Source organism: Clostridium beijerinckii, from assembly GCF_018223745.1.
GTDB classification, from domain to species: domain Bacteria; phylum Bacillota; class Clostridia; order Clostridiales; family Clostridiaceae; genus Clostridium; species Clostridium beijerinckii.
The window spans coordinates 1,721,472-1,747,686 of record NZ_CP073653.1 but is presented as its reverse complement, the minus strand read 5'-3'; the positions used below and the strand labels follow the sequence as shown (position 1 = coordinate 1,747,686).

The 26,215-nt window shown below is 29.3% G+C and carries 23 protein-coding genes and 4 tRNA genes; 10 read left to right on the top strand and 17 right to left on the bottom strand.

What is annotated here, in order from left to right:
- The first annotated feature begins 98 nt into the window (after nt 1-98).
- Both KEC93_RS07965 and KEC93_RS26820 read left to right on the top strand, forming a co-directional pair.
- A tRNA-Leu gene (locus tag KEC93_RS07965) sits at nt 99-185 on the top strand.
- A 611-nt stretch (nt 186-796) separates the two neighbouring features.
- Nucleotides 797-991, top strand: a complete 195-nt coding sequence (locus KEC93_RS26820) for a hypothetical protein (protein WP_307725812.1) — start codon at nt 797-799, stop codon at nt 989-991.
- Nucleotides 992-1,060: 69 nt separating this feature from the next.
- Here the strand turns inward: KEC93_RS26820 and KEC93_RS07955 are convergent, their stop codons facing one another.
- The 3 genes from KEC93_RS07955 to KEC93_RS07945 form a co-directional block, all read right to left on the bottom strand.
- The gene (locus KEC93_RS07955; RefSeq protein ID WP_077869475.1) at nt 1,061-2,374 is read right to left on the bottom strand and encodes a reverse transcriptase/maturase family protein; all 1,314 of its coding nucleotides are present in this window, start codon (nt 2,372-2,374) and stop codon (nt 1,061-1,063) included.
- A gap of 490 nt (nt 2,375-2,864) precedes the next feature.
- Nucleotides 2,865-3,431, bottom strand: coding sequence for an ATPase (locus tag KEC93_RS07950; RefSeq protein WP_077869476.1), 567 nt, complete (start codon nt 3,429-3,431; stop codon nt 2,865-2,867).
- Nucleotides 3,431-3,604: a hypothetical protein gene (locus tag KEC93_RS07945; RefSeq protein ID WP_105412195.1), complete on the bottom strand. Its 174-nt coding sequence runs from the start codon at nt 3,602-3,604 to the stop codon at nt 3,431-3,433. Before KEC93_RS07945 ends, KEC93_RS07950 begins: the two co-directional genes overlap by 1 nt.
- 1,458 nt (nt 3,605-5,062) lie before the next feature.
- Between KEC93_RS07945 and KEC93_RS07940 the strand changes: the two genes are divergently transcribed.
- Nucleotides 5,063-6,019: a DMT family transporter gene (locus KEC93_RS07940; RefSeq protein WP_077869477.1), complete on the top strand. Its 957-nt coding sequence runs from the start codon at nt 5,063-5,065 to the stop codon at nt 6,017-6,019.
- A gap of 375 nt (nt 6,020-6,394) precedes the next feature.
- Here the strand turns inward: KEC93_RS07940 and KEC93_RS07935 are convergent, their stop codons facing one another.
- Nucleotides 6,395-7,633 (bottom strand): GNAT family N-acetyltransferase, encoded by a 1,239-nt coding sequence (locus tag KEC93_RS07935; RefSeq protein ID WP_065418584.1) that lies wholly within the window; start codon nt 7,631-7,633, stop codon nt 6,395-6,397.
- A gap of 557 nt (nt 7,634-8,190) precedes the next feature.
- On the opposite strand from KEC93_RS07935, the gene KEC93_RS07930 reads away from it, so the two are divergent.
- The 6 genes from KEC93_RS07930 to brnQ all read left to right on the top strand — a co-directional run bounded on the left by KEC93_RS07930 (nt 8,191) and on the right by brnQ (nt 13,716).
- Complete coding sequence (locus tag KEC93_RS07930; protein WP_077869478.1) at nt 8,191-9,042, top strand: sensor histidine kinase; 852 nt, start codon at nt 8,191-8,193, stop codon at nt 9,040-9,042.
- A 148-nt stretch (nt 9,043-9,190) separates the two neighbouring features.
- On the top strand, nt 9,191-9,688 hold the full coding sequence (locus KEC93_RS07925) for an NfeD family protein (protein ID WP_023976780.1): 498 nt from the start codon (nt 9,191-9,193) through the stop codon (nt 9,686-9,688).
- 26 nt (nt 9,689-9,714) lie between these two features.
- Nucleotides 9,715-10,701, top strand: a complete 987-nt coding sequence (gene floA, locus KEC93_RS07920) for a flotillin-like protein FloA (protein ID WP_023976781.1) — start codon at nt 9,715-9,717, stop codon at nt 10,699-10,701.
- A gap of 21 nt (nt 10,702-10,722) precedes the next feature.
- The gene (locus tag KEC93_RS07915) at nt 10,723-11,124 is read left to right on the top strand and encodes a hypothetical protein (protein WP_077869479.1); all 402 of its coding nucleotides are present in this window, start codon (nt 10,723-10,725) and stop codon (nt 11,122-11,124) included.
- Nucleotides 11,125-11,141: 17 nt separating this feature from the next.
- Nucleotides 11,142-11,885 carry a LytR/AlgR family response regulator transcription factor gene (locus KEC93_RS07910; RefSeq protein WP_077869480.1) on the top strand — a complete coding sequence of 248 codons (744 nt, stop codon included), beginning with the start codon at nt 11,142-11,144 and terminating at the stop codon, nt 11,883-11,885.
- A 472-nt stretch (nt 11,886-12,357) separates the two neighbouring features.
- Nucleotides 12,358-13,716: a branched-chain amino acid transport system II carrier protein gene (gene brnQ, locus KEC93_RS07905; protein WP_023976784.1), complete on the top strand. Its 1,359-nt coding sequence runs from the start codon at nt 12,358-12,360 to the stop codon at nt 13,714-13,716.
- Between the two features lie 551 nt (nt 13,717-14,267).
- Here brnQ and KEC93_RS07900 read toward each other — a convergent pair.
- The 5 genes from KEC93_RS07900 to KEC93_RS07880 form a co-directional block, all read right to left on the bottom strand.
- Nucleotides 14,268-14,343: transfer RNA gene (locus KEC93_RS07900), tRNA-Lys, on the bottom strand.
- Between the two features lie 6 nt (nt 14,344-14,349).
- Nucleotides 14,350-14,424 (bottom strand) — tRNA-Gln (locus KEC93_RS07895).
- A gap of 3 nt (nt 14,425-14,427) precedes the next feature.
- Nucleotides 14,428-14,503: transfer RNA gene (locus tag KEC93_RS07890), tRNA-His, on the bottom strand.
- Between the two features lie 380 nt (nt 14,504-14,883).
- Nucleotides 14,884-15,483 carry a nitroreductase family protein gene (locus KEC93_RS07885; RefSeq protein WP_077869481.1) on the bottom strand — a complete coding sequence of 200 codons (600 nt, stop codon included), beginning with the start codon at nt 15,481-15,483 and terminating at the stop codon, nt 14,884-14,886.
- A gap of 333 nt (nt 15,484-15,816) precedes the next feature.
- On the bottom strand, nt 15,817-16,125 hold the full coding sequence (locus KEC93_RS07880) for a winged helix-turn-helix transcriptional regulator (protein ID WP_011968801.1): 309 nt from the start codon (nt 16,123-16,125) through the stop codon (nt 15,817-15,819).
- A gap of 173 nt (nt 16,126-16,298) precedes the next feature.
- Here KEC93_RS07880 and KEC93_RS07875 point away from each other — a divergent pair, with 173 nt between their 5' ends.
- Nucleotides 16,299-16,832 carry a DODA-type extradiol aromatic ring-opening family dioxygenase gene (locus KEC93_RS07875; RefSeq protein ID WP_023976786.1) on the top strand — a complete coding sequence of 178 codons (534 nt, stop codon included), beginning with the start codon at nt 16,299-16,301 and terminating at the stop codon, nt 16,830-16,832.
- Between the two features lie 54 nt (nt 16,833-16,886).
- Here the strand turns inward: KEC93_RS07875 and KEC93_RS07870 are convergent, their stop codons facing one another.
- From KEC93_RS07870 to KEC93_RS07835, 8 genes are all read right to left on the bottom strand, one after another.
- Complete coding sequence (locus KEC93_RS07870) at nt 16,887-17,339, bottom strand: hypothetical protein (protein ID WP_023976787.1); 453 nt, start codon at nt 17,337-17,339, stop codon at nt 16,887-16,889.
- Between the two features lie 167 nt (nt 17,340-17,506).
- Nucleotides 17,507-18,376: a cation diffusion facilitator family transporter gene (locus tag KEC93_RS07865; protein WP_023976788.1), complete on the bottom strand. Its 870-nt coding sequence runs from the start codon at nt 18,374-18,376 to the stop codon at nt 17,507-17,509.
- A 394-nt stretch (nt 18,377-18,770) separates the two neighbouring features.
- Complete coding sequence (locus tag KEC93_RS07860) at nt 18,771-19,553, bottom strand: HD domain-containing protein (RefSeq protein WP_077869482.1); 783 nt, start codon at nt 19,551-19,553, stop codon at nt 18,771-18,773.
- Between the two features lie 217 nt (nt 19,554-19,770).
- Nucleotides 19,771-21,165 (bottom strand): NADPH-dependent glutamate synthase, encoded by a 1,395-nt coding sequence (gltA, locus tag KEC93_RS07855; RefSeq protein WP_077869483.1) that lies wholly within the window; start codon nt 21,163-21,165, stop codon nt 19,771-19,773.
- Nucleotides 21,165-22,055: a sulfide/dihydroorotate dehydrogenase-like FAD/NAD-binding protein gene (locus tag KEC93_RS07850; RefSeq protein ID WP_111944703.1), complete on the bottom strand. Its 891-nt coding sequence runs from the start codon at nt 22,053-22,055 to the stop codon at nt 21,165-21,167. Before KEC93_RS07850 ends, gltA begins: the two co-directional genes overlap by 1 nt.
- A gap of 150 nt (nt 22,056-22,205) precedes the next feature.
- Nucleotides 22,206-23,288, bottom strand: a complete 1,083-nt coding sequence (locus KEC93_RS07845; RefSeq protein WP_077868643.1) for a 2,3-butanediol dehydrogenase — start codon at nt 23,286-23,288, stop codon at nt 22,206-22,208.
- 240 nt (nt 23,289-23,528) lie between these two features.
- Nucleotides 23,529-25,475 carry a sigma-54-dependent Fis family transcriptional regulator gene (locus tag KEC93_RS07840; protein WP_077868644.1) on the bottom strand — a complete coding sequence of 649 codons (1,947 nt, stop codon included), beginning with the start codon at nt 25,473-25,475 and terminating at the stop codon, nt 23,529-23,531.
- 160 nt (nt 25,476-25,635) lie between these two features.
- Complete coding sequence (locus KEC93_RS07835) at nt 25,636-26,124, bottom strand: hypothetical protein (protein WP_236892158.1); 489 nt, start codon at nt 26,122-26,124, stop codon at nt 25,636-25,638.
- Nucleotides 26,125-26,215: the final 91 nt, after the last annotated feature.

Here is a 26,215-nt window from a genome sequence, read left to right as displayed (position 1 = left end):
GGATATTATAAATTAATTTTCCAAAAATAAAAATAAATTAAAAATACCTATTGAAATATTCTTTAAGACATGGTAGAATAATTTTTGTCAGTTTACATGCCGCTGTGATGGAATTGGCAGACGTGGTGGACTCAAAATCCTCTGGTAGTGATATCGTGCCGGTTCGAATCCGGCCAGCGGCACCATTTGTTTTGGTGGATTGCTGTATTACTTGGCTTAGATGCCTTGTAGTACAGCTTTTTTATACGTTTCTCACTTCTTTTCCCATTTCTGCACAAAATCCTACATTTACCAGTAATTAATCCTCTAAACCCTGTAATCATGGCATTTATAGCGTTTTGTAATATTCTAGTTATAAATCCATCTTACCTTAATATTTTCCTTTTGGGCATTAAATAATATTGGCTATAATTGCAATTGTATTTGCCACTAATTGTTAAAGTATATTGATAATAATTTTATTAATATATTTCTTATGACATAAAATTGAATATTTTTTAATTACTATTTGCATAAAGTTTACTATTATTTCTGATAAAAATAATAAAGAAAGGTAAAAAGATATATGAAAATAGAGTCACTATTCCCAAAACTAGAACTAGTATAAGAGAAGTACCTCTTCCAGATATGCTTAAACCTATAATAAAATCTCTCATAAAAAAAGAATATGGAGAATAAACTAAAATTCGGTGAATTATATTTGAACAATAATCTAATCTTCTGCAAAGAAAATGGTGATTATATAGATAATAAGAAAACAAATAGACATTTAAAAATTGCATAAAAAAAAGCTGGAATTAAAACAGATATACATTACCATAATTTAAGACATATCTTTATAACCAACCGCCTAAGTAAAGACATTAATCCACGTACTGTTATGGGTTGGGTTGGCCATACTGATATTAAAATGCCTATGCTTGTTTATGCTGAAATTAATAAAGATAAGAATAAGAAGGAATATGCGAAAATTAATTGTATGTTTGATTAAAGCTAGGCCAATGGCCTAGCTTATTTAAATTTAATAGAGTTTTATATCAATCTTAAAATTACATCCTATCTATTCTTTCATCTTGTTATTTATTTTAGCCCAATGTTTTTTTACTTGATTGTGAATTTCATTTTTTAAAATATTACTTTCGTTAAATATTTCTTCCGATCGTCTTGCATATGTAATAAAATTTCCATATTCTTTACTATACTTATAATCACCTAAATGAGTATAAAGTTTATATAATTTTCTTTTTAAAGTAAATTCGTATTTACTGCCGTTATATTTCTTAACAGTTCTTGCTTTCTTATAAGCTCTACAATAATATTTAAATAAGCTTTTCTCTCTTATTTTCACTACTTGTCCATCAAAACTAAACCCTAGATAATTTAAAATATTTTTATTAGTATTTAGATTAATAAGCTTATCATTTCCCTGACTATCATATATAAATTGCTCTGTTTTACTTGGATTTAAATCTAATCTTGGTATACTTTTAGCAATTCTATTTATCTCATTAATGTATTCATTGTATTTTTTACTTATAATCTCTGAATCTTGAATTGGAATAACTATAATTAAATCATCACAATACCTTCTATACAAGCCTCTTTTACTTGTTACATAATCATTAACTTGCTTATCAAAATCTAGCATATAAACATTAGAATAAATTGAACTTATAGCAGACCCTTGCGGTATTCCATAACTATTTTCATTCTTTTTTAGATATAATTTTTTAAATTTTCTAAATTCTTCAGTTGTAAAATATTTAGGTTCTTTTAGCATTTCTTTTATCTTTTTATTTTTGTCTTTTTCAATATCATCACGTTCTATATATGTATATTGTGTTATATTTTTATAAATACAAAAATGCTCTATTGGTAATCTTTCAACATCCAATGCTTGTACCAATTTATCCTTAAGATAGTCATGGTCTAAGTTATCAAAAAAAACCGAAAAATCACCAACAAATATAAATGCACTCTTGCATTTACATATAAATTCTAACGCTTCCTTTGAAAAATGTATATTGCATCTGCCCTTAAGATTATTTCTATATGCAGTGGCTACTTTATTAATACCTCTATTAATAGAAATTTTGTCATAGCATTCGTTAAGTATTTGTCCATAATATTGGTAAATAAATCTATCAATATGTGATGAATAAAAAATATCTCGTTTCTTTTCTCGTTTTTCCTTTATTCCAGTATCTTTATCATAAACATATTTGTTAAATATAATTTCATAATGTATAAACGGATAAAATCCATGTTTTTGTATCCAGTTAGTATTTTTAATCATATTTTCATATTTAACATAATCTTTTTTAATATCCAAATGAGTATAATACTTGTTTTTAAAAACAACATTTCTATTCATCCTTTTACCTCCAAAAGAGCTTATTAGCCATACGACCGGTAGATATCAAAAGCTAATAAGCATTTTAGAAACTTATCAATACGTATATTAGATTTCTCCATATATGTATTAATCTCTACCATCCCTCCACGATACTTATTGGTATATGATTATATTATTAATAGCTCTACAGGCATATTAATCGGAGGTAGTGAAATGCACAAGTTAGTTCTTATACTGTTCTCACTTATTATCTTATTCTTATTCAAATTACATCTTGACAAAGAATACCAAATCCCCCTATAACAGCAAAACATTACTTTATAGGGCACTTTTATTATATTACAAATTACCATTTATTTCAACAATCTATACTTTAATATTAACTGTTTTCTTTCATTTTTGATTATAACAAAAAAAGCCTAGTACAAAAAACTAAGCTTCTTTTGAAACATTTTTAGTGTTAAATTTATCATTATCATTCAATTTACATTAACTTTATTTTAATCATCTATTTTATTAAAATATCTCTACTCCATTCAGGTATAATATTTCTTATCCATTTAATTTTCCCACCACATATATAAGCTACATCCTTAAATCTGTTTGTATTATCATATATATTTACTTCATTGCATACATTCAATACTTCTTTCAAATTTTCTAATGACTCATAATATCTTCTCTCTATAGCTTCATCTGGAATTCCATGTCCACCTTTTAATACCCTAATTCTAACTCTTTCTTTAGCAATATTAGGATTATTAACTCCAATATAATTTATAACTACATAGAAACCTCTTTGCCTTGCTCTTTCTATATTTTTAATAATACTTTTGCCTGCAAGAGTAGTTTCTTGATTAAATGATATATCATTTTTTATATAGTAGTTTATGAGCTTTACCGCTTCCCTTGCACATTTGATTTGAAGATTATTATCTTTCCATGAACCTATTCTTGCTACCATCTCATCTGTATTTATTCTTTTTTCATTCTTATTTCTTTCATAGTAAATAGATTCATATATCGATGTTTTTCCTGCTCCATTTACTCCTGCAAATATAGTATAAGTAGCCATTAATTTTTACCTATTACTCTTTCTTGTTCCTTTTGCAGCACTATCTCAGATAAAGCAATATAAAAATCTTGTTCTTCTTTTGTTTTAGCTCTTTTAAACAATTCCTTTAAATCTGCATATGAATATTTTAAAAATTGATCATATAAATTATTTTTTTCATTTATCTTTTCCATAGAACTTCCTCCGATAAATAATACTTTTATTATATTATATCCTAACCAATTATCAATATAAACACTTTTATCTATTGAATTTACAAGGTTGCTCTATAATTACTTCTATTATTCTATATATTTTTACTATTATATTTTTCTAGAGAATTCATCTTTGATTTGTCATTTTCTGATAAAGTTTAATTGTCTCATTCATATCTTCATCTTGACCACCATCTTGGCCTTTATCTTGACCACTAAGATAATATTGCTTCTTGATTCAATATCTTATTATTTTATAATAAATCTAATTTTATTTTCCAAATTTCTTTCAAGCATTGATATCACTTAACTAGCAGCTATAATTTTTCCACTATTTTTCCCACTACGGCACAAAAAACCACTAAAAGCCGAAACTACTTGTCTATATATAAAATGGCGTAACCATGGGCTTTTTAAGCATTACTGTATATTAGTGTACATACTCCCCTTATGTTTTATCAAAAGAGTCTGTTGTATTTTAATAACCCCTAACATTATTTTAAAATCTTTCTACTCCGCTCAGGAATTATATCTCTTTTTCATTTAATCATTTCATCACATATATAAGTACATGCTTAAATTTATTTGTATCATATATATTTATTTCATTACAAATATCAAATATCTCTTTCAAATTCCCTAATCACTCATAATATCTTCTTTCTATAGCTTCAGCTGTAATTCCGTATCTACCTTTTAATACTCTAGTTCCAACTCTTTATCTGCAATTTCATGACTATCAACTCACAATATCACAATCATCTTTAATGTTTACAATCACTCTAAAATTTATCAGATACCTCCCCAGTAACTCTTCCACTTTTTCAAATAGAAAAATATAAAGTAACATCTGTATACTGCTTCTTAAGCGAAACCTTATCTACTTCTATTATAGATACATGACTCCTTCTCTAGAATAACATTAAAATCAATTCCATTTTTCATACTAGAATCCTTTCAACCCGCATTTTATAAGCATATTCTGAAGAATATATATTCTAATATGGTAATATTCTTTAGAATTTAAAACAATCAGAAACGTAATCAATAATTATAAATGACCTATATAATAAATACTTTTAAACTATAAATAATGAACCTATAGATAACCCAACTAAGACCTGAACTTATGCATATAACTCGTCGAAATGAATAATATGCTTTTATTCCAGTTTCTAGTTGGGATATATTTCATAGTATAAATCTAACTTATAATTGGCTTATCTATAATAATAGTTGAACTTTCAACAAACATATTATATGATAGTTAAAGTTCACATATCATATGGATAAAATTTCTACCACAAAAGCGACTCAAAAGTTGAAAACAGAAGAATACACCAAGTAAGAGACAGATATACATGATAAACAAGTTACTCGTCTTTATACATTTGAAAGAAGTCTTAAATCATATAATCATATTTATAAAGAAATATTATGAAATTATTTTTATTTAGAAAGGACGTAATCTTTTTGAAGAATTCACATAAAATTATACATTACCTTTTTTTATTTTTTGGAGTTTTAGCTATTTCTACATCTGCTATATTTGTAAAACTATCAACTGCGCCTGCTCCAATCATTGCTACATATAGATTAGTTTTTTCAACATTGATGATATTGCCTGTAATACTATTTAACAAAAAATACTTATTAGAAATAAAAAAATTGAAGCTCAAACAATTAGCGGCAGTGTTTTCATCAGGAATTTTTCTAGCAATACATTATATACTTTGGTTTGAATCCTTGCGTTTTACTTCAGTTGCAAGTTCAACTGTTCTTGTAACTATGCAGCCACTATTTGCTTTTATAGGAAGCTATTTTTTCTTTGGTGAGAGATTAAAGAAACTATCACTATTTGGTGGTTTTTTATCTATATTCGGAAGCTGTATAATCGGATTTGGAGATTTTAAAATTGGTGGGATAGCCTTGATAGGAGATATACTTGCTTTACTAGCAGCTGGAGTTATTACAGCATATTTCCTCATCGGACAAAGTGTAAGAAAAAATTTATCTCTAGTTGCTTATGTTTTCATTTGTTATTTAAGCAGTAGTATATTTTTATTAGCATATTCTGTCATATTAAAATATCCCCTAATAGGCTATGCAAACTCTGATTGGTTATGGTTCTTCTGCTTAGCATTAATTTCAACAATACTTGGTCAAACAGTTTTAAATTGGCTAATTAAGTGGTTAAGTGCTTCAACTATTTCCATGAGTATATTAGGTGAGCCTGTTGGAACGTGTACATTAGCATTCTTAATACTCGGAGAATCCATATCTTATAATCAAATTATCGGATCACTAATTATCTTAATAGGGATATGTATATTTTTAATTGGCCAAACGGTAAAAGTAAAAGATGATAGTTCAAGTAATTCAAAAGCTATATAAGTATTTAACAAAAAAATTCTTATCCTACTTATGCTCTGTCATTTCATTATTTAAATACATTTAATCTTTTTAGAATTTCAATATACTTTAATGCAACATGAATATAGTAATCTTTTTATTAATTTTATATTATTTATTAATACAATTATATTGTTAATTTATTTTCTAAATTTATAATCATTTATAATTAATGTAGAAATAGTCTTGAAACAAATCATATTTCAAGACTATTATTTATTCCTATAAGTTATACTTCCTTGATCAATTAGAACAAAATCACAAACGCCTTTGTAGTTTGAGATTTTGTTACACAGTTTAAAAGTCCACTGTAAGTAAATGATATATAACCACCAATATATTTCTATATCTCTAAATTTAGAAATAGTCTGAAAAATAAGGCTTCTCTACTGGTATTAACTGTTCTAAAATTTTGAGCATATAATATTCTGTTTTTATTCTTCCACACTCATATAGGAATGTAGGACGCTTATATCCCATAAGCATAGTTGTTAATGTCTGAATATCCATTTCTACTAAATTAGCAGCATACATATCATCACTCTTCTCACAGACTGTTTCTTCATCATCCCAATAGATATTAAAAATGCCATTATTCCATTGAGCAATAGGATCATTTATTTTGAAGCTTATCTTAAGTTTCTGTGCTTTTACTAGGAATGGGTATTTTATTATAAATTCTTTTACATTTATAATCCTTGCCATAAAATATGGTTTAATAGTTTCAACTATTTCGCTATCTTCAAATAAAAAGGCCATTGGCTCTCCCGAGAAATTATTTCCCTTCACTTCATTAACCATAGAATAATGGGCACTTATATAATTCCAAATTCCGTGGTGTGCTTCAGTATTTAAATAAACCATTTCTTTAATATAAAATATATCATTTCTAATATAATAGATTAAATAACCAAGGGGCTTATGATTCTTACTGTAGTAAATAGCCGCAATAATATCATCACTATCCCAACGCCAATATTCATCCCACGCAAGCTCATCTCTAATCATTGCACCATGTCTCTGCATTGAAAAATAATCATGTACATTTAAAAGATCCTCACATTCTAAATCTACACGCTCCATCATTCCTTCTACTGCTCTTTTTTTAGGAAGCTGCGAATCTTTGATTGTAAAAGTTATTTTATCAGAAATTATTTCCCAACCATGCTTTCTATAAAGAGGGATTGAATATGGATATAAACAAGAAATAACTTGACCTTCTTCATTCATATGAATAATAGCTCGCTTAATCAAAGAATGAATTAACCCTTTTCCAGTGTATTCAGGATAGGTAGCAACTCCAGTAACCCCACCCATTTTGCAAATACTATCATGGATATTTACTTTCATGGAATATACTACAATCATTGAAGCTAACTTACCGTGATAAAACCAACCAAGAACATAGGCATTTTTAAGAATCGGCATTTTAGCATGCATAATTTGCTCTTCTGTCCAACCAGTATGCAAAAGATCTTCCATCGTTATTTGAAATGCATAACGTAAAAGCCCATTAAACTGTTCTAGATCATCCTCAGTTAATTTTCTCATTTTAAAATCGCCGTATTCTTCAATAAACATTTCTTTATCTTTCATAAATCCTCCCCATATTCATCAAAAACGTATTAAATATAATTCATTTTACGTTTATTGTTAATAACCTAAATATTTATTAGTATAATTTTACAAGACCATATAATTAATTATCCTTTATTATTATCTTATATTATACTATAAATCTTTGTGCGATACATGCTAAACTTTACAATTTATTCCTCTTTGTTTTAAGTATATAAACTCCTTTTTTCACTATTTGCATAAAAAACTAACCCACTCTTTCCTTGTACATTCAATAAAATCAGACATATTTATTTATTATATTTGGTAATTAAAATTAATATATTTCACATATATGCTGCAACAATAAATTCACATTTAAAATTTAAGTTATGTGAGCTAAGTTAAGACTCAAATTTAAAAATTCAATTGTATCATATATAATATCCCAAAATTTTTCACAAACTTTTATAACACTATATAAACAGCTTTTATTTTCCCTATCACTGATTAAGAATAAATTAAGGTGATTCAAGGTTAATATTAAGAGAAACATGGTAAAATATATTTGTCATTTATTTGCAAGGAGGTAAAGTATGATAATAAAAAAACAGCCCTACAACATCTCTAAGATTGTACTAGCATCTATATTTTTAAACTTAATACAAATAATCTTTATAACTCTATTTATCTACTACAAAAGTCAAAATCCACATATGATTGAAGGAAATTTTATCATTTATGTCGTAGCTATAAGCATAGGTATTAATAGTATTATTACAGGAATAATATTTTATAATTTTTTATTTAAGAAAGGCAGTAATAATTTAATAGATACTATAAGATACCTTGAGGACTTCAATAAAACATTAAGATCTCAACGTCACGACTACTTGAATCACATTCAGGTGATTTACTCATTAATGGAACTTGAAGAATTTCAGGAAGCAAGAAACTATATAGAACCGGTCTATAAAGATATAGTGAGAATTAGCAAAGCTCTAAAAACTTCAAAGCCAGCAGTTAATGCATTGTTTCAGGCAAAATTACAAGTGGCCGAAAAGAACAATATCGATATGGAACTTGAAATAAAAAGCAACTTAAATAATCTTAATATGGAACCATGGGATTTTTGCAGAATTATTGGCAATATTATAGATAATGCTATATTTGCTTTAAAACAAAAACCAAGCAATAGATATATGCTTGTTGAATTATCAGAAGATCTAAAAAATATACGACTCAATATATCCAATAACGGAGATTGCATACCTCCTGAAATTATAGTCAACATATTTAAAGAAGGATTCTCAACAAAAAATGAGAAAGGTGATGGCATGGGCCTCGCTATAGTTAAAGAAATTGTTGAATGTTTTTCTGGTACGATTGAAGTTACATCAAATGATAAACGAACATCTTTCGAAGTTATTCTACCAAAAAAAGAATAATAAAATCTTATAAATTGATATTCAAAGATGCCAACACTCTTATAAATGACATTTGAACCTAAAAACTGTATAACTTAGAAGCTTTATGTTACCAAACTTCAACATGTGGCTTATTATATTTATATACCAAGGAGGGAGGTACAAAAATATGATCGCATTTTTACCTGATGTAACAGTTCTTACAGTTTTACTTCTAGTAGTAGGGTTTGGATTAGTGCTTTTAGAAATGCATATTCCAGGTTTTGGGGTGCCAGGAATTGCCGGAGCTATATGTTTAATACTTGCAGTGGCATTGACTGCTGAGAATTTTGCACAAGCTTTAGTTATGATATTAGGAATTTTAGCAATCCTCGGAATCATGTTAGGTGTTGTTCTAACTTTTTTCACGAAAGGAAAGTTCTTTAAACCATTAATTCTTCCTGATGAGCAAAAGAAAGAACATGGGTATATTAGTTCTTCAGATTTAGATTATTTGTTAGGAAAATCTGGAGTAGCTGTTACTGATCTAAGGCCAACTGGTTCTGTAGATATAGACGGAGTTAAATTTGATGTAATTTCTGAAGGAGAATACATTAATAAAGGGACTAATGTAGAAATATTTAAAGTTAGCGGAGTTAAGTTGCTAGTAAAAAAAGTTAAAATATAAATTTATATTTAAAGGAGAGATTATTAATGATTACCAATTTAATTATAGTAGTAATAGCAGTTGTATTTTTAATTACTGTGTTTGTTAGATTTATACCAATAGGATTATGGATATCATCTTTAGCAGCAAATGTTCAAGTAAGCATATTCAACTTGATTGGTATGAGACTTAGAAGAGTTGTACCTTCTAAAATTGTAATTCCACTTATTAAATCAACAAAAGCTGGTATGGGACTTAATGTCAATCAATTAGAAGCCCATTATTTAGCTGGTGGTAATGTAGATAATGTAGTTAATGCATTAATTGCAGCTCATAGAGCTGACATAGACTTACAATTTGAAAAAGCTGCTGCTATTGACTTAGCTGGTAGAGACGTCTTAGAAGCAGTTAAGATGAGTGTTAACCCTAGAGTTATTGAAACTCCAAATGTTTCAGCAGTTGCAAAAGATGGTATAGAACTTTTAGTTAAGGCTAGAGTTACAGTTAGAGCTAATCTCGAAAGGTTGGTCGGAGGGGCTGGAGAAGCAACTATACTAGCCAGAGTTGGTGAAGGTATAGTTACTACAGTTGGTTCTTCTACTAGTCATAAGATAGTATTAGAAAATCCTGATGCTATTTCAAAAACAGTATTAAATAAAGGCTTAGATGCAGGTACTGCCTTTGAGATTCTATCCATTGATATCGCTGACGTAGATGTAGGAAGAAATATAGGAGCCCAACTTCAAACTTTACAGGCAGAAGCTGATAAAAATATAGCTCAAGCTAAAGCTGAAGAAAGAAGAGCTATGGCTGTAGCTAAAGAGCAAGAAATGAGAGCTGCTGTTGTAGAATCAGAAGCCGAAGTACCAAGAGCAATGGCTTATGCACTTAGAGAAGGAAAACTTGGAATAATGGATTATTATGATATGCAAAATGTTATTGCAGATACAAGTATGAGAAGTTCAATTTCTAGCGCAGGAAATAAAAATCAATCTCTTTCTAGTGATAACAAAGATCAGAGAGACAAAAAATAGACTCCTAGGAGAGTGAAAACTATGAAATATGATGATACCATTAATCTATTAAAAATTCTTGCAAATGCTATATTCAATCCTACGTCCATATTAAACAATAATTCAAGAAATTTTGTTTTCAAATATCCAAATGCAACCGAAATGAACGATGGTATAAACAACACTTCTGATACAGAGTTAGAGAATGACGATGAAGAATATGACGAAGGTGATTCAATTGACGATATAGCTAGTGAAAACACGAATTCTTATAATAATACAAAAAATAGCTACTATGATAAAAAAGAAGCAGCTTCTTCAAATCCACAAGGAATTATAGATTCTATTACCCAGGAAATAACACCAGTTAGACTTCAACAAGCTATTATACTTTCAGATATAGTTGGAAAGCCAAAAAGTAAAACTAGAAAAAGAAGATTTTAAATTAGGAGAATTATTCTATGAATATAAAAGTGCTTATAGTTGACGATGAAATAGGAATAAGGACCATAATAAAAAAAATACTAGATAAATCTGGTGGCTTTGAAGTTGTCGGAGAAACAGATAATGGTGAAGAAGCTATAGCCATATTTAAAGAGCACCGCCCTAATGTGGTGTTCTTTGATATTGAAATGCCTAAGTGCAACGGTATAGATTGTGCTAGAGTTTTAACAGATATAGACCCTAAAACTATAATTATCTTTGCAACAGCCCATGCAGAATATATGTCTGAAGCCTTCCAGTTGTACGCTTTTGATTATTTGATAAAACCGTTCAAAATAGAAAGAGTAATGCAAACCTTAGACAGAATTAAAAATTTAAATAAACCCAGCTATGGAGATGGTATAGACAAGATAATAAAGCACGAAAAAGGATTAGATAAGCTTATGATAAAAAATAAAGAAGGCATAAGTTTTGTAGACACAAAGGAAATTGTTTTAGTTCAAAGGGAAGAAAGTTCCACTGTTATATATACAAAAACAGATAGCTTCACAACTTCCATTTCTTTATCCGATATAGAAGAAAAACTAGACCATACTCAATTCTTTAGAAGCCACAAATCATATATTATCAATTTATCATTGATTACAAAAATCTATCCATACGGAAGATGGACCTATATTGTGAAACTTAAAAATACAGAAAAAGATGCATTACTTACTCACGAAAAATATGAGGAAATAAAAAAACTTTTTAGTTTATAATAAATTAAACCTTCTAGAAATAGTAACATAACATTACTTCTAGGAGGTTTTTATTATAAAAAAATAAATTCTATATATTTTTTTATATGAAATATACGGTAAGTTCTATAATTGAATTTGGATCTTTCTTATTTTTTTACTACTCTTCATTAAAAAACGCAAATAAGTTAACTATCATCTCTAAAAAAATTATAATAATTGGCTGATTATCATATGCAACTCATAAAAACTGTATTTGCATACATATTTATTCGACAAAGTGATTTCACTTCAATATATGTAAATATCCCTTTCATTTTAATTTTTAAGTAGAATAATTTAACTAATATATAAAAAATGAGTTTTACTAATATAAATAAATATATTATAATTAAAAATTGACAATGTATTATCAAAATGCAAAAAAATAAACACTTTAATAAAAGAAGTATAATTATTTTGATAATACGAAAATATTTAAGGAGGATTATTTATGAAACAAAAGCTAAGCTTTCAGCAAAACTTATTAATAGGTTCATTATTATTCGGACTATTTTTTGGTGCTGGTAATCTAATTTTCCCAGTTCAAATGGGACAACAGGCTGGAGATCACGCTTTTACAGCTACTATTGGATTTTTAATTACTGGAGTAGGATTACCTATATTAGGAATTATCGCATCAGCTCTTTCAAGAAGTGAAAGTTTATTTGATATGGCGAGGCCTATTAGCTCTCGTTATGCAAGTATATTCACATGCTTATTGTACTTAACAATTGGCCCTTTATTTGCAATTCCACGTACTGCTACAGTTGCATTTGAAGTTGGAATTCATCCTTTTATTTCTGATGGATATTTGAAATTAGGACTAATTATTTTTTCATTAATATTTTTTGCTTTTACTATTTATTTTTCATTAAAACCAGGACAAATTTTAGATTGGGTTGGTAAGTATCTTACCCCTATTTTCTTGGTATTATTATCAATTTTATTAATAGCTACATTTGTAAATCCAATGGGACAAGCAAGTCAATTTCCTGCTCAAGGAAATTATGCAACTCAGCCATTATTCACCGGTTTATTAGATGGATATAATACCATGGATGCACTTGCTTCTGTAGCCTTTGCTATTATTATTATTTCTAACATACAAAAACTAGGAGTTAAAAATCCTCAATCAATTGCTATAGAGACATGTAAATCAGGTCTTGTTAGCGTTATAGGAATGACTATTATCTATGGATCTCTAGCTTATATGGGTGCTACAAGCTTAGGCAGCGTTAACCGTGCTGATAACGGCGGAAGTATATTATCTATGGTAAGCAATCATTACTTTGGTTTTACCGGACAAATTTTATTAGCTTTTATTGTTGGAATCGCATGTATAAAAACAGCTATTGGTTTGATAACTTCTTGTTCTGAAATGTTCAGTGAAATGTTTCCAAACTCTGTTTCGTACAAAAAATATGCTGTTCTATTTACAGTTTTCTCTTTCATAATCGCTAACTTTGGATTAAGTAATATCATTCAACTATCTATACCAGTACTTATGTTTTTATATCCTTTAGTAATTACTTTAATCCTACTATCTCTATTAGCACCTTTTATTAATAAACAAAGCGATGTTTATAGATGGACAACAGGATTCACAGTTATTGCGGCATTTTTTGATTTATGTAAATCATTGCCTCAACCTCTACAAGAGAATTTAATCGTTAAGCAACTTGTGAATTTTGCTCACTCATATTTACCTGGCTTTGATTATGGATTTGGATGGATAATACCAGCACTTTACGGGTTCTTCATAGGACTAATCATCTGGACTATTCGTTCAAAGAAACGCAAAAGTGCTTAAACATAATATTTCAAAGATAACTTAGACTTATGCAATAAGCATTCGAAAGGAGAAACATTGTTATTTCACAGGACTATGAAAATTTCGCTGAAAGTGCTAAATTGCAGGTTGCACCATTAATGCTTGCTCCCAATTTCATTGTGACAAGCATTAATGAAACAACCTACAATTAAGAGCTTTTAACAGCTTATTTTCAATGCCTGCTGCATAAAAATGTTTCTCCTTTCTAGTATGGTATTTATAATATGTAGTTTATTGTTTATATCACTTATCTATTTTCACTTTCCACAAGTCTCCGGTTGATTTATAAATTATAAATCAACCGGAGACTTTTACGCATCTGTCTTTTCAAATGCATGTGATCGAAATCTGGTAGGTGAATATATTATCTTTTAAAAGGCAATCTTCAAAACCAGTCTTTTTCATAATTTATACTACAAGGAACACAGTATTTGCAGATTTGAATCAAGTATGAATTTTTGAGAATAAAAAAATAACCTAGCATACTAATGCTAGGCTCAATTCAAACTCTTCAATTTGTATTATATAATTGGTGGCTCACCCGGGAATCGAACCCGGGACACCATGATTAAAAGTCATGTGCTCTACCGACTGAGCTAGTGAACCAAAAATTGGCTAGGATGACAGGATTCGAACCTGCGAATAATGGAGTCAGAATCCATTGCCTTACCACTTGGCGACATCCCAGTATGGGGTGAACGATGGGACTCGAACCCACGACAACCAGTGCCACAAACTGGCGCTCTACCAACTGAACTACGTTCACCATATTTGACTACAAAAATTAAAATTCAACTTTTAATTTTTAAAGATTAAAGTATTACCAATATAGGTAAAAAATTTTTATTTGCTTGTTTATTATAAGTTACATATTGTTAATTGTCAACTATATAAATATAATTAATGTTAAGTACAGTACCAATCATATGTTAAAAACCATTATATTCAAATCCTAAAGCCTCTTTATTCCACTGACATCTCAACATTTCTAGCTAAAAATACTCTTATCTAAAATAAAAAGAATTATTCATTTAAATCATAATCTCATTATTTTCTGATTTTAAATAAAATTAGAATCAGTTATAATAATTTTTAGGGGTGATAAAATCACCCCTATTATATGATAATAATCATTGAAATATTTCTTTATTTAAATACCTTTATACGTTCTTCTAATGGTTTAAATTCTTTTGGGCCTGGATCCGCTGTTGGCTTTCCAAAAGGCATTTGCCCAATAAGTTTCCAATCATCAGATATTCCCCATTCTTTCTTTATGTCATTTTCAATAAGCTCATTATAATGTTGAAGCGATGCTCCAAATCCTTCAATTTCTAATGCAGTCCAAATAACAAACTGGTGCATTCCACTTGCTTGTTGAGACCAAATTGGGAAATTGTCTTTATAAAGTGAAAATTGTTGTTGAAGAGATTCTATCACGCTATTATCTTCAAAAAATAAAACTGTACCATAACCGCTTCTAAACGAATTTATTTTTTCTTGAGTTGGCTCAAATTTATCTTCAGGAACAATCTTTCTTAAAGCATTCTCTGTGATATCCCATAATCTATCATGATGATCTCCTAACAATAGCACTACTCTTGCACTTTGTGAATTGAATGATGATGGTGTATGCTTTACAGCATGTTCTATAATTTCATTGATTCTATCATCAGAAACCACCTTTTCTTTACTAATTCCATAAAATGAACGTCTATCTGCTACAGCAGTAAAAAAATCTTTTGACATATAATCATTCCTCCTATCATATCTAAATTTATTTAAGTATTTATATTTTTTTCTTTTTAAATAATTACTTATAGTAATTTAAAATTATATCTAACTATAACTAGTACATCTTTTATATAAAAACAGTGAAGCCTAATAAATCCACTTCAATATTTTTAATTAGTTACTTACATTTAGTAAGTAACTTTAGATTAATTATTACATACTTATAACACTTAGTCAATAGTATTTTAAATATAAATTCATAATTTTTTTAATTTTCAAACAATAAAAAAATATAAAGAATCTCCATTGTAATTAAGAAAATTCTTTATATTTTTTGAATTGTCTTAGTTAATTCCATTTTTCTGCCCATTTTTGGATCTCATCCATGGCACTCTGAAGATCACGGCCTTTTTCTGTCAATTCATATTCTATGCGCACTGGAGTTTCCGGATAAACTTTTCTAATAATTATTCCTTCCTTTTCCAGCTCCTTAAATCGTTCTGTAAGCATACGAGCACTCATATTAGGAATAGCTTCTTCTATATCTGAAAATCGATTTTGTCCATTCAATAATGTTCTTATAATCAATCCGGTCCATCTTTTTCCTAGTAATTCAAAAGCATTTTCAAACCTTGGGCACATATGAAATTTTTCCATATTTAATCACCACCTGTTACTATTCTATCATAATCACTTAATTAAGATAAGCAACTTATGATATTATACTAAATATAATAATATTCATTGAATAAGTCAATATTCCGTAAAACTTATGTATTAACTTTGATCTTTATGGATTTCCAGAAGAACTTTACAATATAAAATATGAGGTGCAAGGTTCTAGTACAGTTGCAGCAAAAGTCGAAGAAAAACTTTCACACGAAGGCATAAAAGTGAAAAAAGACTTAAATAGGGGTCTAGATCACGGAGCTTGGACTCTTTTAAGACATCTTTATCCAGAAGCCAACATCCCCGTTGTTCAAGTTTCAATAGACTCGAACTTATCCATTGAAGAACAAATTAAAATAGGTAGCGCTCTAAAAACTTTAGGTGACGAAGATATTTTAATTATCGGAAGCGGAAATACAGTTCATAATTTAAATTTAGTTGATTTTGAGGCTGTAAGCAATGATTCTTGGGCTGAAGAATTTGATGACTGGTTAATTAACAGGTTAAAAGAAAATGATTTCAATTCACTTTACAATTATAGAGATCAAGCTCCAAATGCCGATTTGGCTGTTCCAAGCCCTGAGCATTTTGTTCCGCTATTTATAGCATTAGGCAGCAGTTCGCTATTAATTCCTAGAGTTATTTTTCGAGAGTATGAATTAGGAAATTTAAGCCGTCTTTGCCTTGAATTTTAGTAATCTAATATTTTAGCAGGATATGATATACTCAATCCTGCTTTAGTAAAAAATTTAATAGTATTTTTCCTTTACTTCTCTTGTAAATCCATAATCAATAATTACTGGCCTGCCATTAATTACTCCCCAACTACTTTGTCTATTCAAATCACATAATAGTAAATTATAACTTTGAGAAATATTTTTTATCTGTTTTAAATCAAACATTTCTTTTTTACTTTTAACATCAAAATATCTCCATATTTCCGTAATATTATATACCTTATCCGCTCTCTCCATAATTAAGAACTCAAAATTTTTCGAAACATCTATAACCTTCGCAAACAGATTAGAATCGTCATAACGGGAAATATAATACTCTGTTTTATTTTGTGCAATTCCAGCTGCATTCTTTGCTATTTTTACTACATATCCATTCCCAAGATCAAATACTTCTCTACAAGAACCGGAACCAATATATCTGCAATATCCTCGTGTTATACTAAATATAATTTGATTAATATCCATTTAAACACCTGCTTTATGCTCATCTCTTTATATTCATTGGTAAAATTCTACATATTATATTATTCGCTCGATACGAAATTGGTTCGCTATGCTTTTACAACTTAATTAATTCCAAATAAAAATGTAGCTGAGGAATTTTATTTTTTCCTCAACTACATTTATACTTTCTACTTATCCGGCTCAACATGAACCATTACCTGCGTTATATCTAGATCTTCTTTCAATTTATCTTCTATTTTTTCGGTAATGGAATGTCCCTCAACTAAAGACAACTCAGAACTGACACTAACTACTAAATCAAGTAAAATATTATTTCCATGAACGCGCGCTCTTATATTCTTAATTTGTTTAACCCCAGGAACTTGGCTAATAGATTTAGTTATACCATCAAGCTTCTCTCTACTAAAACCATCTGATAGATTATGAGTTGCCTCCCTAAATATATCCCATCCTGTCTTTAATATTAAAGCACTTACAACTACAGCTGCAAGAGGATCTATCCAAGGAAAACCAAACTGAGAAGCAACAATACCTATGGTCGTACCAATACTTACCCATGCATCTGACAGATTATCTTTTGCAGCAGCCATTAGCCCAGAGCTTTTTATCTTAACAGCAATCCTCATATTATAACGATATACCATGTAAATAGCCGCAGCACAAAAAATTGCCACTACAGCAGATATTAAATCAGGAGCCTTAGGGTTAAAAAAGATAACTGATTTAATCGCATTATAAAGCACATCAAGACCAACAGCTATCATAATTAAAGATGCTATTAATGATGCTATTGTTTCTGCTCTAAGATGACCATAAGGATGATCATCATCAGCTGGCTTTCTTGATATCTTTAATCCAATTAAAACTGCCACTGAAGCTATTATATCGGTAGTATTATTAATTCCGTCAGCTAATAATGCCTTGGATTGAGCAAAAAAACCAACTCCGAGTTTTAATAATGATAATGTTATATACGCTATAATACTCACTCTAGCCCCACGTTCCGCTATTTTTAAATTATTATAACTGTTTTCCATACTTTCCACCCCTGACTATACTATTTTTCAATGCTATCTTAATAATTATCATTCTTAAATAAATTTATGCAAAACATACTCTTCATTGAAGTAATTCACTTTCAAGTACTTTACTATAAGGCAATTACAGCATATGATTTGCTATAAAAATGTATTTTACAATTAAAGATTACATAAAGTTAATTTTCCAAATAACATAAGTATTATTCGTTATTATATCTACATATTATATGACACTGAATTTTATAGACCTTATCATACTTATATGTGTATATACTAAACATAACGCATTTAGCATTTGGTTAATAGTTTCAGGTTAGCTAATATGGCCATAAATTAAATATTATTATCAAACAGAAAGTAATTAAAATGTTCATTTTACAGATAAATTAAATTAATTTGCTATGGAATTTTCTATATATTTATCAAGATACCTTTCTAAGTCATCAATCTCTTCATTTTTAGGCAAACAGCTAATTAATGTTTTTAAAACTTCTCTCTCCTTTATATAGTTAAGAGAAAATGAAAAATTTAAATCAATTATCCAACTTAATTCATATATTTTTCTATCATTATAATTTTCCAGTGAATTATTACTAATTTTTTTGTTTGAACGAATGTCCTTAATAAGCTCTGAATTATAGCCTGATGTAAAAGGTAAATTATCAAGCGCCGGATTAGGATGATTTTTTCTTTCTCTCTCATATCCCATAATGATTCTGAAAATATCAAGTTTATCGGCATCTCTAATCAATTTGCAAAACAATGATTCTTCCTTATTCAAATCCATCGGAAGATCTTTTGCATTATGAAGATTTACAGCTTTAATAATAATCTTTCTTCTACTGTCATCTAAGTTTTTTAATGTTCCATTCTCTTCTAATATTTTAACGCCTAAAGCAGCATGATTTTCTGAAAAAGCATCCCTAAATGTCTTATACTTTTTAAATTGTTCAAACCTTCCTATATCATGGAATAATCCTATTATCTCCGCTGTATCAACTTCTTCTTGGGTGAAATTTAAAGATTTTGCAATATTTACAGCATGCTCTGCGACTTTTAGCGTATGTATTTCCTTAAGTTCAATATTCTGATTTATTAAGCTATCTTCCCCATAAAATTTTTTTACATAAGAGCTAAACCAATCATAATATTCTTTAACTAATATATTTTCCATTTTTGTCTCCTTACTATATCTAAATATATATCTATTATACTCCTTTAGCATAAATTACTTAACTATAAAACTTCCTTCTATACGAGCATAGGCTTTAATTCACATTCATTACGAATCCTTAAAGAATAAAAATACCTTGACAATATTCATTTAATATTGCCAAGGCTTTATAATTTAGGATTTGATCATAAAAATTATATTTATTTTATGTTTATATTTATTTTCCTTGTAAATACTCATCTATTGCTTTTGCTGCCTTCTTACCAGCACCCATAGCAAGTATTACTGTTGCTGCTCCTGTAACTGCATCTCCACCAGCATAAACTGCTTCTTTAGTAGTAAGACCTGTTTCTTCTTCAGCTACGATACATCTTCTCTTATTAATTTCTAACCCTTGAGTTGTTGATGAAATTAATGGATTTGGTGATGTTCCAAGTGACATTATTACAGTGTCTACATCCATAACAAATTCTGAACCAGGAACTTCAACTGGACTTCTTCTTCCTGATGCATCTGGTTCTCCAAGTTCCATTCTTACACATTTCATTCCTTTAACCCATCCATTTTCATCTACTAAAATTTCTGTTGGATTAGTTAATACGTCAAAGATTACTCCTTCTTCCTTAGCATGATGTACTTCTTCTACTCTTGCTGGAAGTTCTGATTCACCTCTTCTATAAACGATATGGCTTTCAGATCCGAGTCTTAAGGCAGTTCTTGCTGCGTCCATAGCAACATTTCCTCCGCCTACTACTGCAACTTTTTTACCAGATCTAACTGGAGTGTCATATCCTTCTACTGCTGCTTTCATTAAGTTTACTCTTGTTAAAAATTCATTTGCTGAACATACTCCATTTGCATTTTCTCCTGGTATTCCCATGAATCTTGGAAGTCCTGCACCTGAACCTATAAATACAGCTTTAAATCCTTCATCTTCAAACAATTGATCTATAGTTATAGTTCTGCCAACTATAACATTAGTTTCTATTTTAACACCAAGTTTCTTAATGTTTTCAACTTCATTTTTAACTACTTTTTCTTTTGGAAGTCTGAATTCTGGAATTCCATATTCTAAAACTCCGCCTGCTTTATGAAGTGCCTCAAATATAGTTACTTCATATCCTTTTTTAGCTAAATCTCCAGCACAAGTAAGTCCTGCAGGACCACTTCCTATAACTGCAACTTTAATTCCATTTTTAGGTTCTGTTGCACTTAAATCAACATTATGTGATGCTGCCCAATCTGCTGTAAATCTTTCAAGTTTACCAATAGATACTGAGTCACCTTTTATTCCTAAAACACATCTTCCTTCACATTGTCTTTCTTGTGGACATACTCTTCCACAAACTGCTGGAAGTGAGCTGTATTTTGAAATTTCTTTTGCTGCTTCTTCAAATTTTTCATCTTTAACATAAGAAATGAATCCTGGTATATTGATTGATACTGGACACCCTTCTACACATTTAGGATTCTTACAGTTTAAACATCTAGAAGCTTCTTTAGTTGCTTCTTCCTCGTTATATCCGATACAAACTTCTTCAAAGTTTGCTGCTCTAACCTTTGGATCTTGTTCTCTTACTGGTATTCTAACTAATCTCTCATTCATGTCCATTATTTATCACCTCTACAACCACAGCCACCGTGACTATGAGTATTTCCTTCTTCAACCTCTAACTGTGCTTTTCCTTCTTCTGTTTTATACATAGCTTGTCTTCTCATTGATTCATCGTAATTTACTAAATGTCCATCAAATTCTGGTCCATCAACACAAGCAAACTTAACTTCTCCTCCAACGGTAACTCTACAAGCACCACACATACCTGTACCATCAACCATTATTGGATTTAAGCTTACTGTTGTTGGTATTCCTAATTCCTTAGTTAGCATAGAAGTAAATTTCATCATTATCATTGGTCCAATAATAATTGCATGATCATATTTCTTACCTTGATTATTAACTAGCTCTTTAAGCATATCTGATCCAGTTCCCTTAAATTCATATGAACCATCATCAGTTGTTACATAAAGATTTCCAGCAGCATTCTTTAATTTATCTTCATATATTAATAAATCTTTGTTTCTGCTTCCTAAAATAACATCTACAGCTATTCCATGTTCATGCATCCATTTTACTTGTGGGTAAACTGGTGCTGCACCAACTCCGCCTGCCACAAAGATGAAATTCTTTTTCTTTAATTCTTCTATATCCTCATGTATAAATTCACTTGGTACACCTAATGGTCCAACAAAGTCAGCTACATGATCCCCTTCATTAAAAGCAGCTAACTGTTTTGTTCCTTTTCCTACAGTTTGAAAGACTATAGTTACTGTTCCTTTTTCCTGATCATAATCTGCTATAGTTAAAGGAATTCTTTCACCTTTTTCATCATTTTTTATAATAATAAATTGTCCAGGCTTTGCAGATTTTGCTACTCTTGGAGCTTCTATATCCATTGAAAATATATTATTTGTTAGCTCCTTTTTGTTCACTATTTTATACATTTACGTTCCTCCTAATTTAACCAAGTAAACTTGATTCAGATGATTTTTATATTCATCTGAATCTTAGCATAATTTTTGTTCTTGCGAGAATATACTTTATCTATAAGTATTATTTAATATCTTTATTGCTAATTGCAAATTCCATATAGATTAAGATTTAGATACAAGTTCTTTGTCTGGAGATACTAATATCTTAACATGTTTCTTCTTTTCTGGACCTGTTAATGCTCCGAATCCTTCTTCAACTATATCATCTAAATGTATTTTCTTAGTTACATATCCTTCTGCTTTTATTCTTCCATCTTTCATTTGAGCCATAGTTGCTGGGAATTCATGTCTGTATGCTAATGTTCCAATGATTTTCTTCTCAGTAAATACTAATACATTAGGATTAAATTTAACATCATTTTCCCATATGCTAGTTACAACTAAAGTTCCTTCAAACTTTAAGCTATCTATACCTGTATCAAAACCTATTTGAGCTCCTGTAGTTTCAAACGCCACGTCAACTCCTAATCCGTTAGTAAGCTTCTTAACTTCCTCTGCTATATTTACTTCATTAGGATCTAATACTACATCTGCCCCTGCTCTTTTAGCATACTCTTGTCTTATAGATTTTCTTTGTAATACTATTATTAATTTTGCACCAGCTGCTTTTAAGCACTCAATAGTTGCTAGTCCTATTGGACCAGATCCTAGTACTAACGCAGTATCCCCTGTTCTAAAATTACCAATTCTAATTGAATGTAATGCTACTGCCATTGGCTCAACTAAAGCAGCTTGTTCGTAAGACATTTCATTTGGAATCTTATGTACGAATTCTTCTGGGAAAACTGTATATTCAGCAAGTCCTCCACCACTTCCACAAAGTCCATGGAAACCTAATGATGAACATAAATTATATTTTCCTTCTAAGCATGCTGGACATTTTCCACATGCAACTATAGGTTCAACTATTACTCTATCTCCTGGTTTAAAATTCTTTACATTAGGACCAACTTCAACGACATCTCCTGAAAATTCATGTCCTAAAACTACTGGAGCAGTTGTACCACTTAATGGGTGAGGTTGTCCTACTGGTATAAATATAGGTCCTCCTAAATATTCATGTAAATCTGATCCACATATTCCACACCATTTTACTTTAATCTTTACACCATTAACTGTAACTTTAGGTTCTTCAATTTCCTCTACTCTAACGTCTTTCTTTGCATACCATAATGCTGCTTTCATCTTAAAACTCCTCCTTGGATAAATTGTTAATTAATTCACATATATTTATTAAGCAATTTCCATGCCAAGTTATGATTAAGATTATATTTTTTTGCGTTATTTAGGTTGTTTGCTTGATATAATTTTATTTTACCTATTATTTATATATGATTTCATATATAAACTATTGAAGTATAAAAGAAAAATGTATCAAAACGATACATTTTATTTTCTCATTTTGATACACAGATTTTTCTTTTCTCATTTTGATACATCTATATGATATTTTTTTATCTTTCTATATAAAGTTGCTCTACCTATACTTAATAATTTAGATGTTAGTTGAAGATTTCCATCACATTTTTTTATAGCATCCCTTATAGCATTCTCTTCTAATAAATCAAGAGGAATTATTTTAATCTCCTCTTGATTTAGAGGTTCCTCATTCAAAGTTTGTGTCATATTATTGTAATCTAAATTGTTTATATCTATATTCATCATTTCATCTTCACTCAAGTAATAATCTCGTTCAACAACATTCTTAAGTTCTCTTATATTTCCGTCCCAATCATATTTCTTTAACTTATCAATATATTCCTTACTTACAGTTATAATCTTATTTTTGTTTTTTATGTTTAGCCTTTGAACAAAATCATTTACAAGTACATCTATATCATCTTTTCTTTCTCGTAATGGAATAGTCTTTATTTCCATTACACTTAACCTATAATATAAATCCTCCCTAAAATTTTTCCTTCTTATTTCATTTTTCAATATTCTATTAGTAGCACCAATAACTCTAACATTTAGTTGTTTCTCATAAGTCCCACCGACTCTAACGATCTTTCCATTATCTAAAACCCTAAGAAGCTTACTTTGAATATCTAATGGTAGCTCACCAATTTCATCGAGGAAAATTGTCCCTCCGTCTGCTAATTCAAACTTACCTGGATGCCCTTCTTTTGATGCTCCAGTAAAAGCACCCTTTTCGTATCCAAATAATTCACTTTCAACTAATTCGCTAGGTATTGATGCACAATTTACAGCGACAAACGGACCTCTAGCCCTATCACTATAATTGTGTATTGACTGAGAAATCAACTCTTTACCAGTACCGCTTTCTCCTTGTATTAGTATATTGCAGTCACTTTTTGAAGCCTTTTTAGCGAAGGCTATCATATTTGCCATCTCTTTGCTTGTTGTCATAATGTCTTTAAATTCATATTGTGCTTTATATCCAACAAACTTATTTACTAGTTTATGTACAATCTTAACTTCTGTAAAAGTTATTACCATACCACTACTCTTACCATTTTTATTTAATGGCAAGACATTTATAACACATTTTATTATGTCATTATTTATAGAAAAATCCCATTCTATATTATTTAAAGATTTATTTTTTTCTTGCAATAATTTTTGAAAGTCTACACCATTTAGTACTTCATTAATATTCATATTCATTGCTTCTTCTAATGATATATTTAGAATTTTCAAAGCTCGTCCATTTATTCTTTTAACTTTCATATACTCATTAATAACTATCATGCCTTCTGATATAGAATCAAATGTTACATTAAGTAACTTATACGAAATAGCGAGTGCCATTTGCTTCTGTATTGATTGTGCCGCAGCAGTTACTATACCTAACGTATGAGAATGTGCATTATAATAATTTCCAGACATATTTATACATCCAATTAAATTATCATCTTCATCATAAATAGGAGATGCAGAACAAGTCCAAGAGTGTTGATTTACCCCATAATGTTCTGCTCCTATAGTCTGCACTGGTTTACCAAGGTATAAGGCAGTCCCTATAGCATTAGTTCCAACTACATTTTCTGACCATAATTCACCCTTAAGAAAGTTTAATTCCTCAATTCTCTTCATTATATCGTTATCGCCTATTACATCTACTATATATCCATCTTTATCCGTTAAAAATAATGCAAATCCTGATCCTCGAACCATGCTATAAATACTTTCCATAACAGGCCTAGCTACAGATATGAGTTCATTATTTTTATTAATTAATTCATTTATATTAGAATGTTTAACATGACCCTTACCATCATAAGGATCAACACCATAGTTCATGCATCTTATCCATGAATCACCAATTTCACTTCTAACCTTAGGATTGACATTTCCTGTAGAAATAAAGTCTTTCCAAGCCTTATTAATAAAATCCACATAATTCTCCATATATTTCTCCTATGCTTACACAAAGATAAATTTATCATTTATTATATCTTATATGATAAACTTATTAAATATATATGTCGAATTTAATAATATTTAAATTTGATGTTAGTTTTTGAATAATATAAATATATCACTCTCAACTTACTCTAAAATTTGAAAATCATTTAATATCCATACATAATTCTAATCCAAAGTAACGCTTATGTTCATCATCAATAAATTTTAAAGGTCCATTATAAAGTATTATTCCTGCATATTTTCCCTTCGTTATAACAATAAAATTATTCAAATTATGGTCTGATGATCTTAAATTAAATTGAAATTCCCTAAGTTCTTTTTGAATAGTTTTAGTATCCAATTTCATTATCCCAAGTTCTGTAATTTCATCATCTGATAACTTTTTATCGTTATCCATGTCTCCGATTTTAATTAAAGCTGTCGCTAAGTCTGTTCTAATTTCACTAGCATCAACTATTTTGCCATCAGATCCAAAATGATTTATTTGAAGATTCTCACTTGATGTTCTTTCCGTCTCAAGAGTATTTACCGTTTCACTAAGCATACTGATATCAGTTTTAAAGTCATCAACTGCGAGGCTACTACTATTGATACATTCAATAAAATTATAGAACCTTACTATACTTGTCAAAAAAATAATTAACAATAACAGGAGAAAAAGCATTTTTATTAGATTAATTTTTCTTATAACTATGCTATCTATATTAGACTTATAATTATAA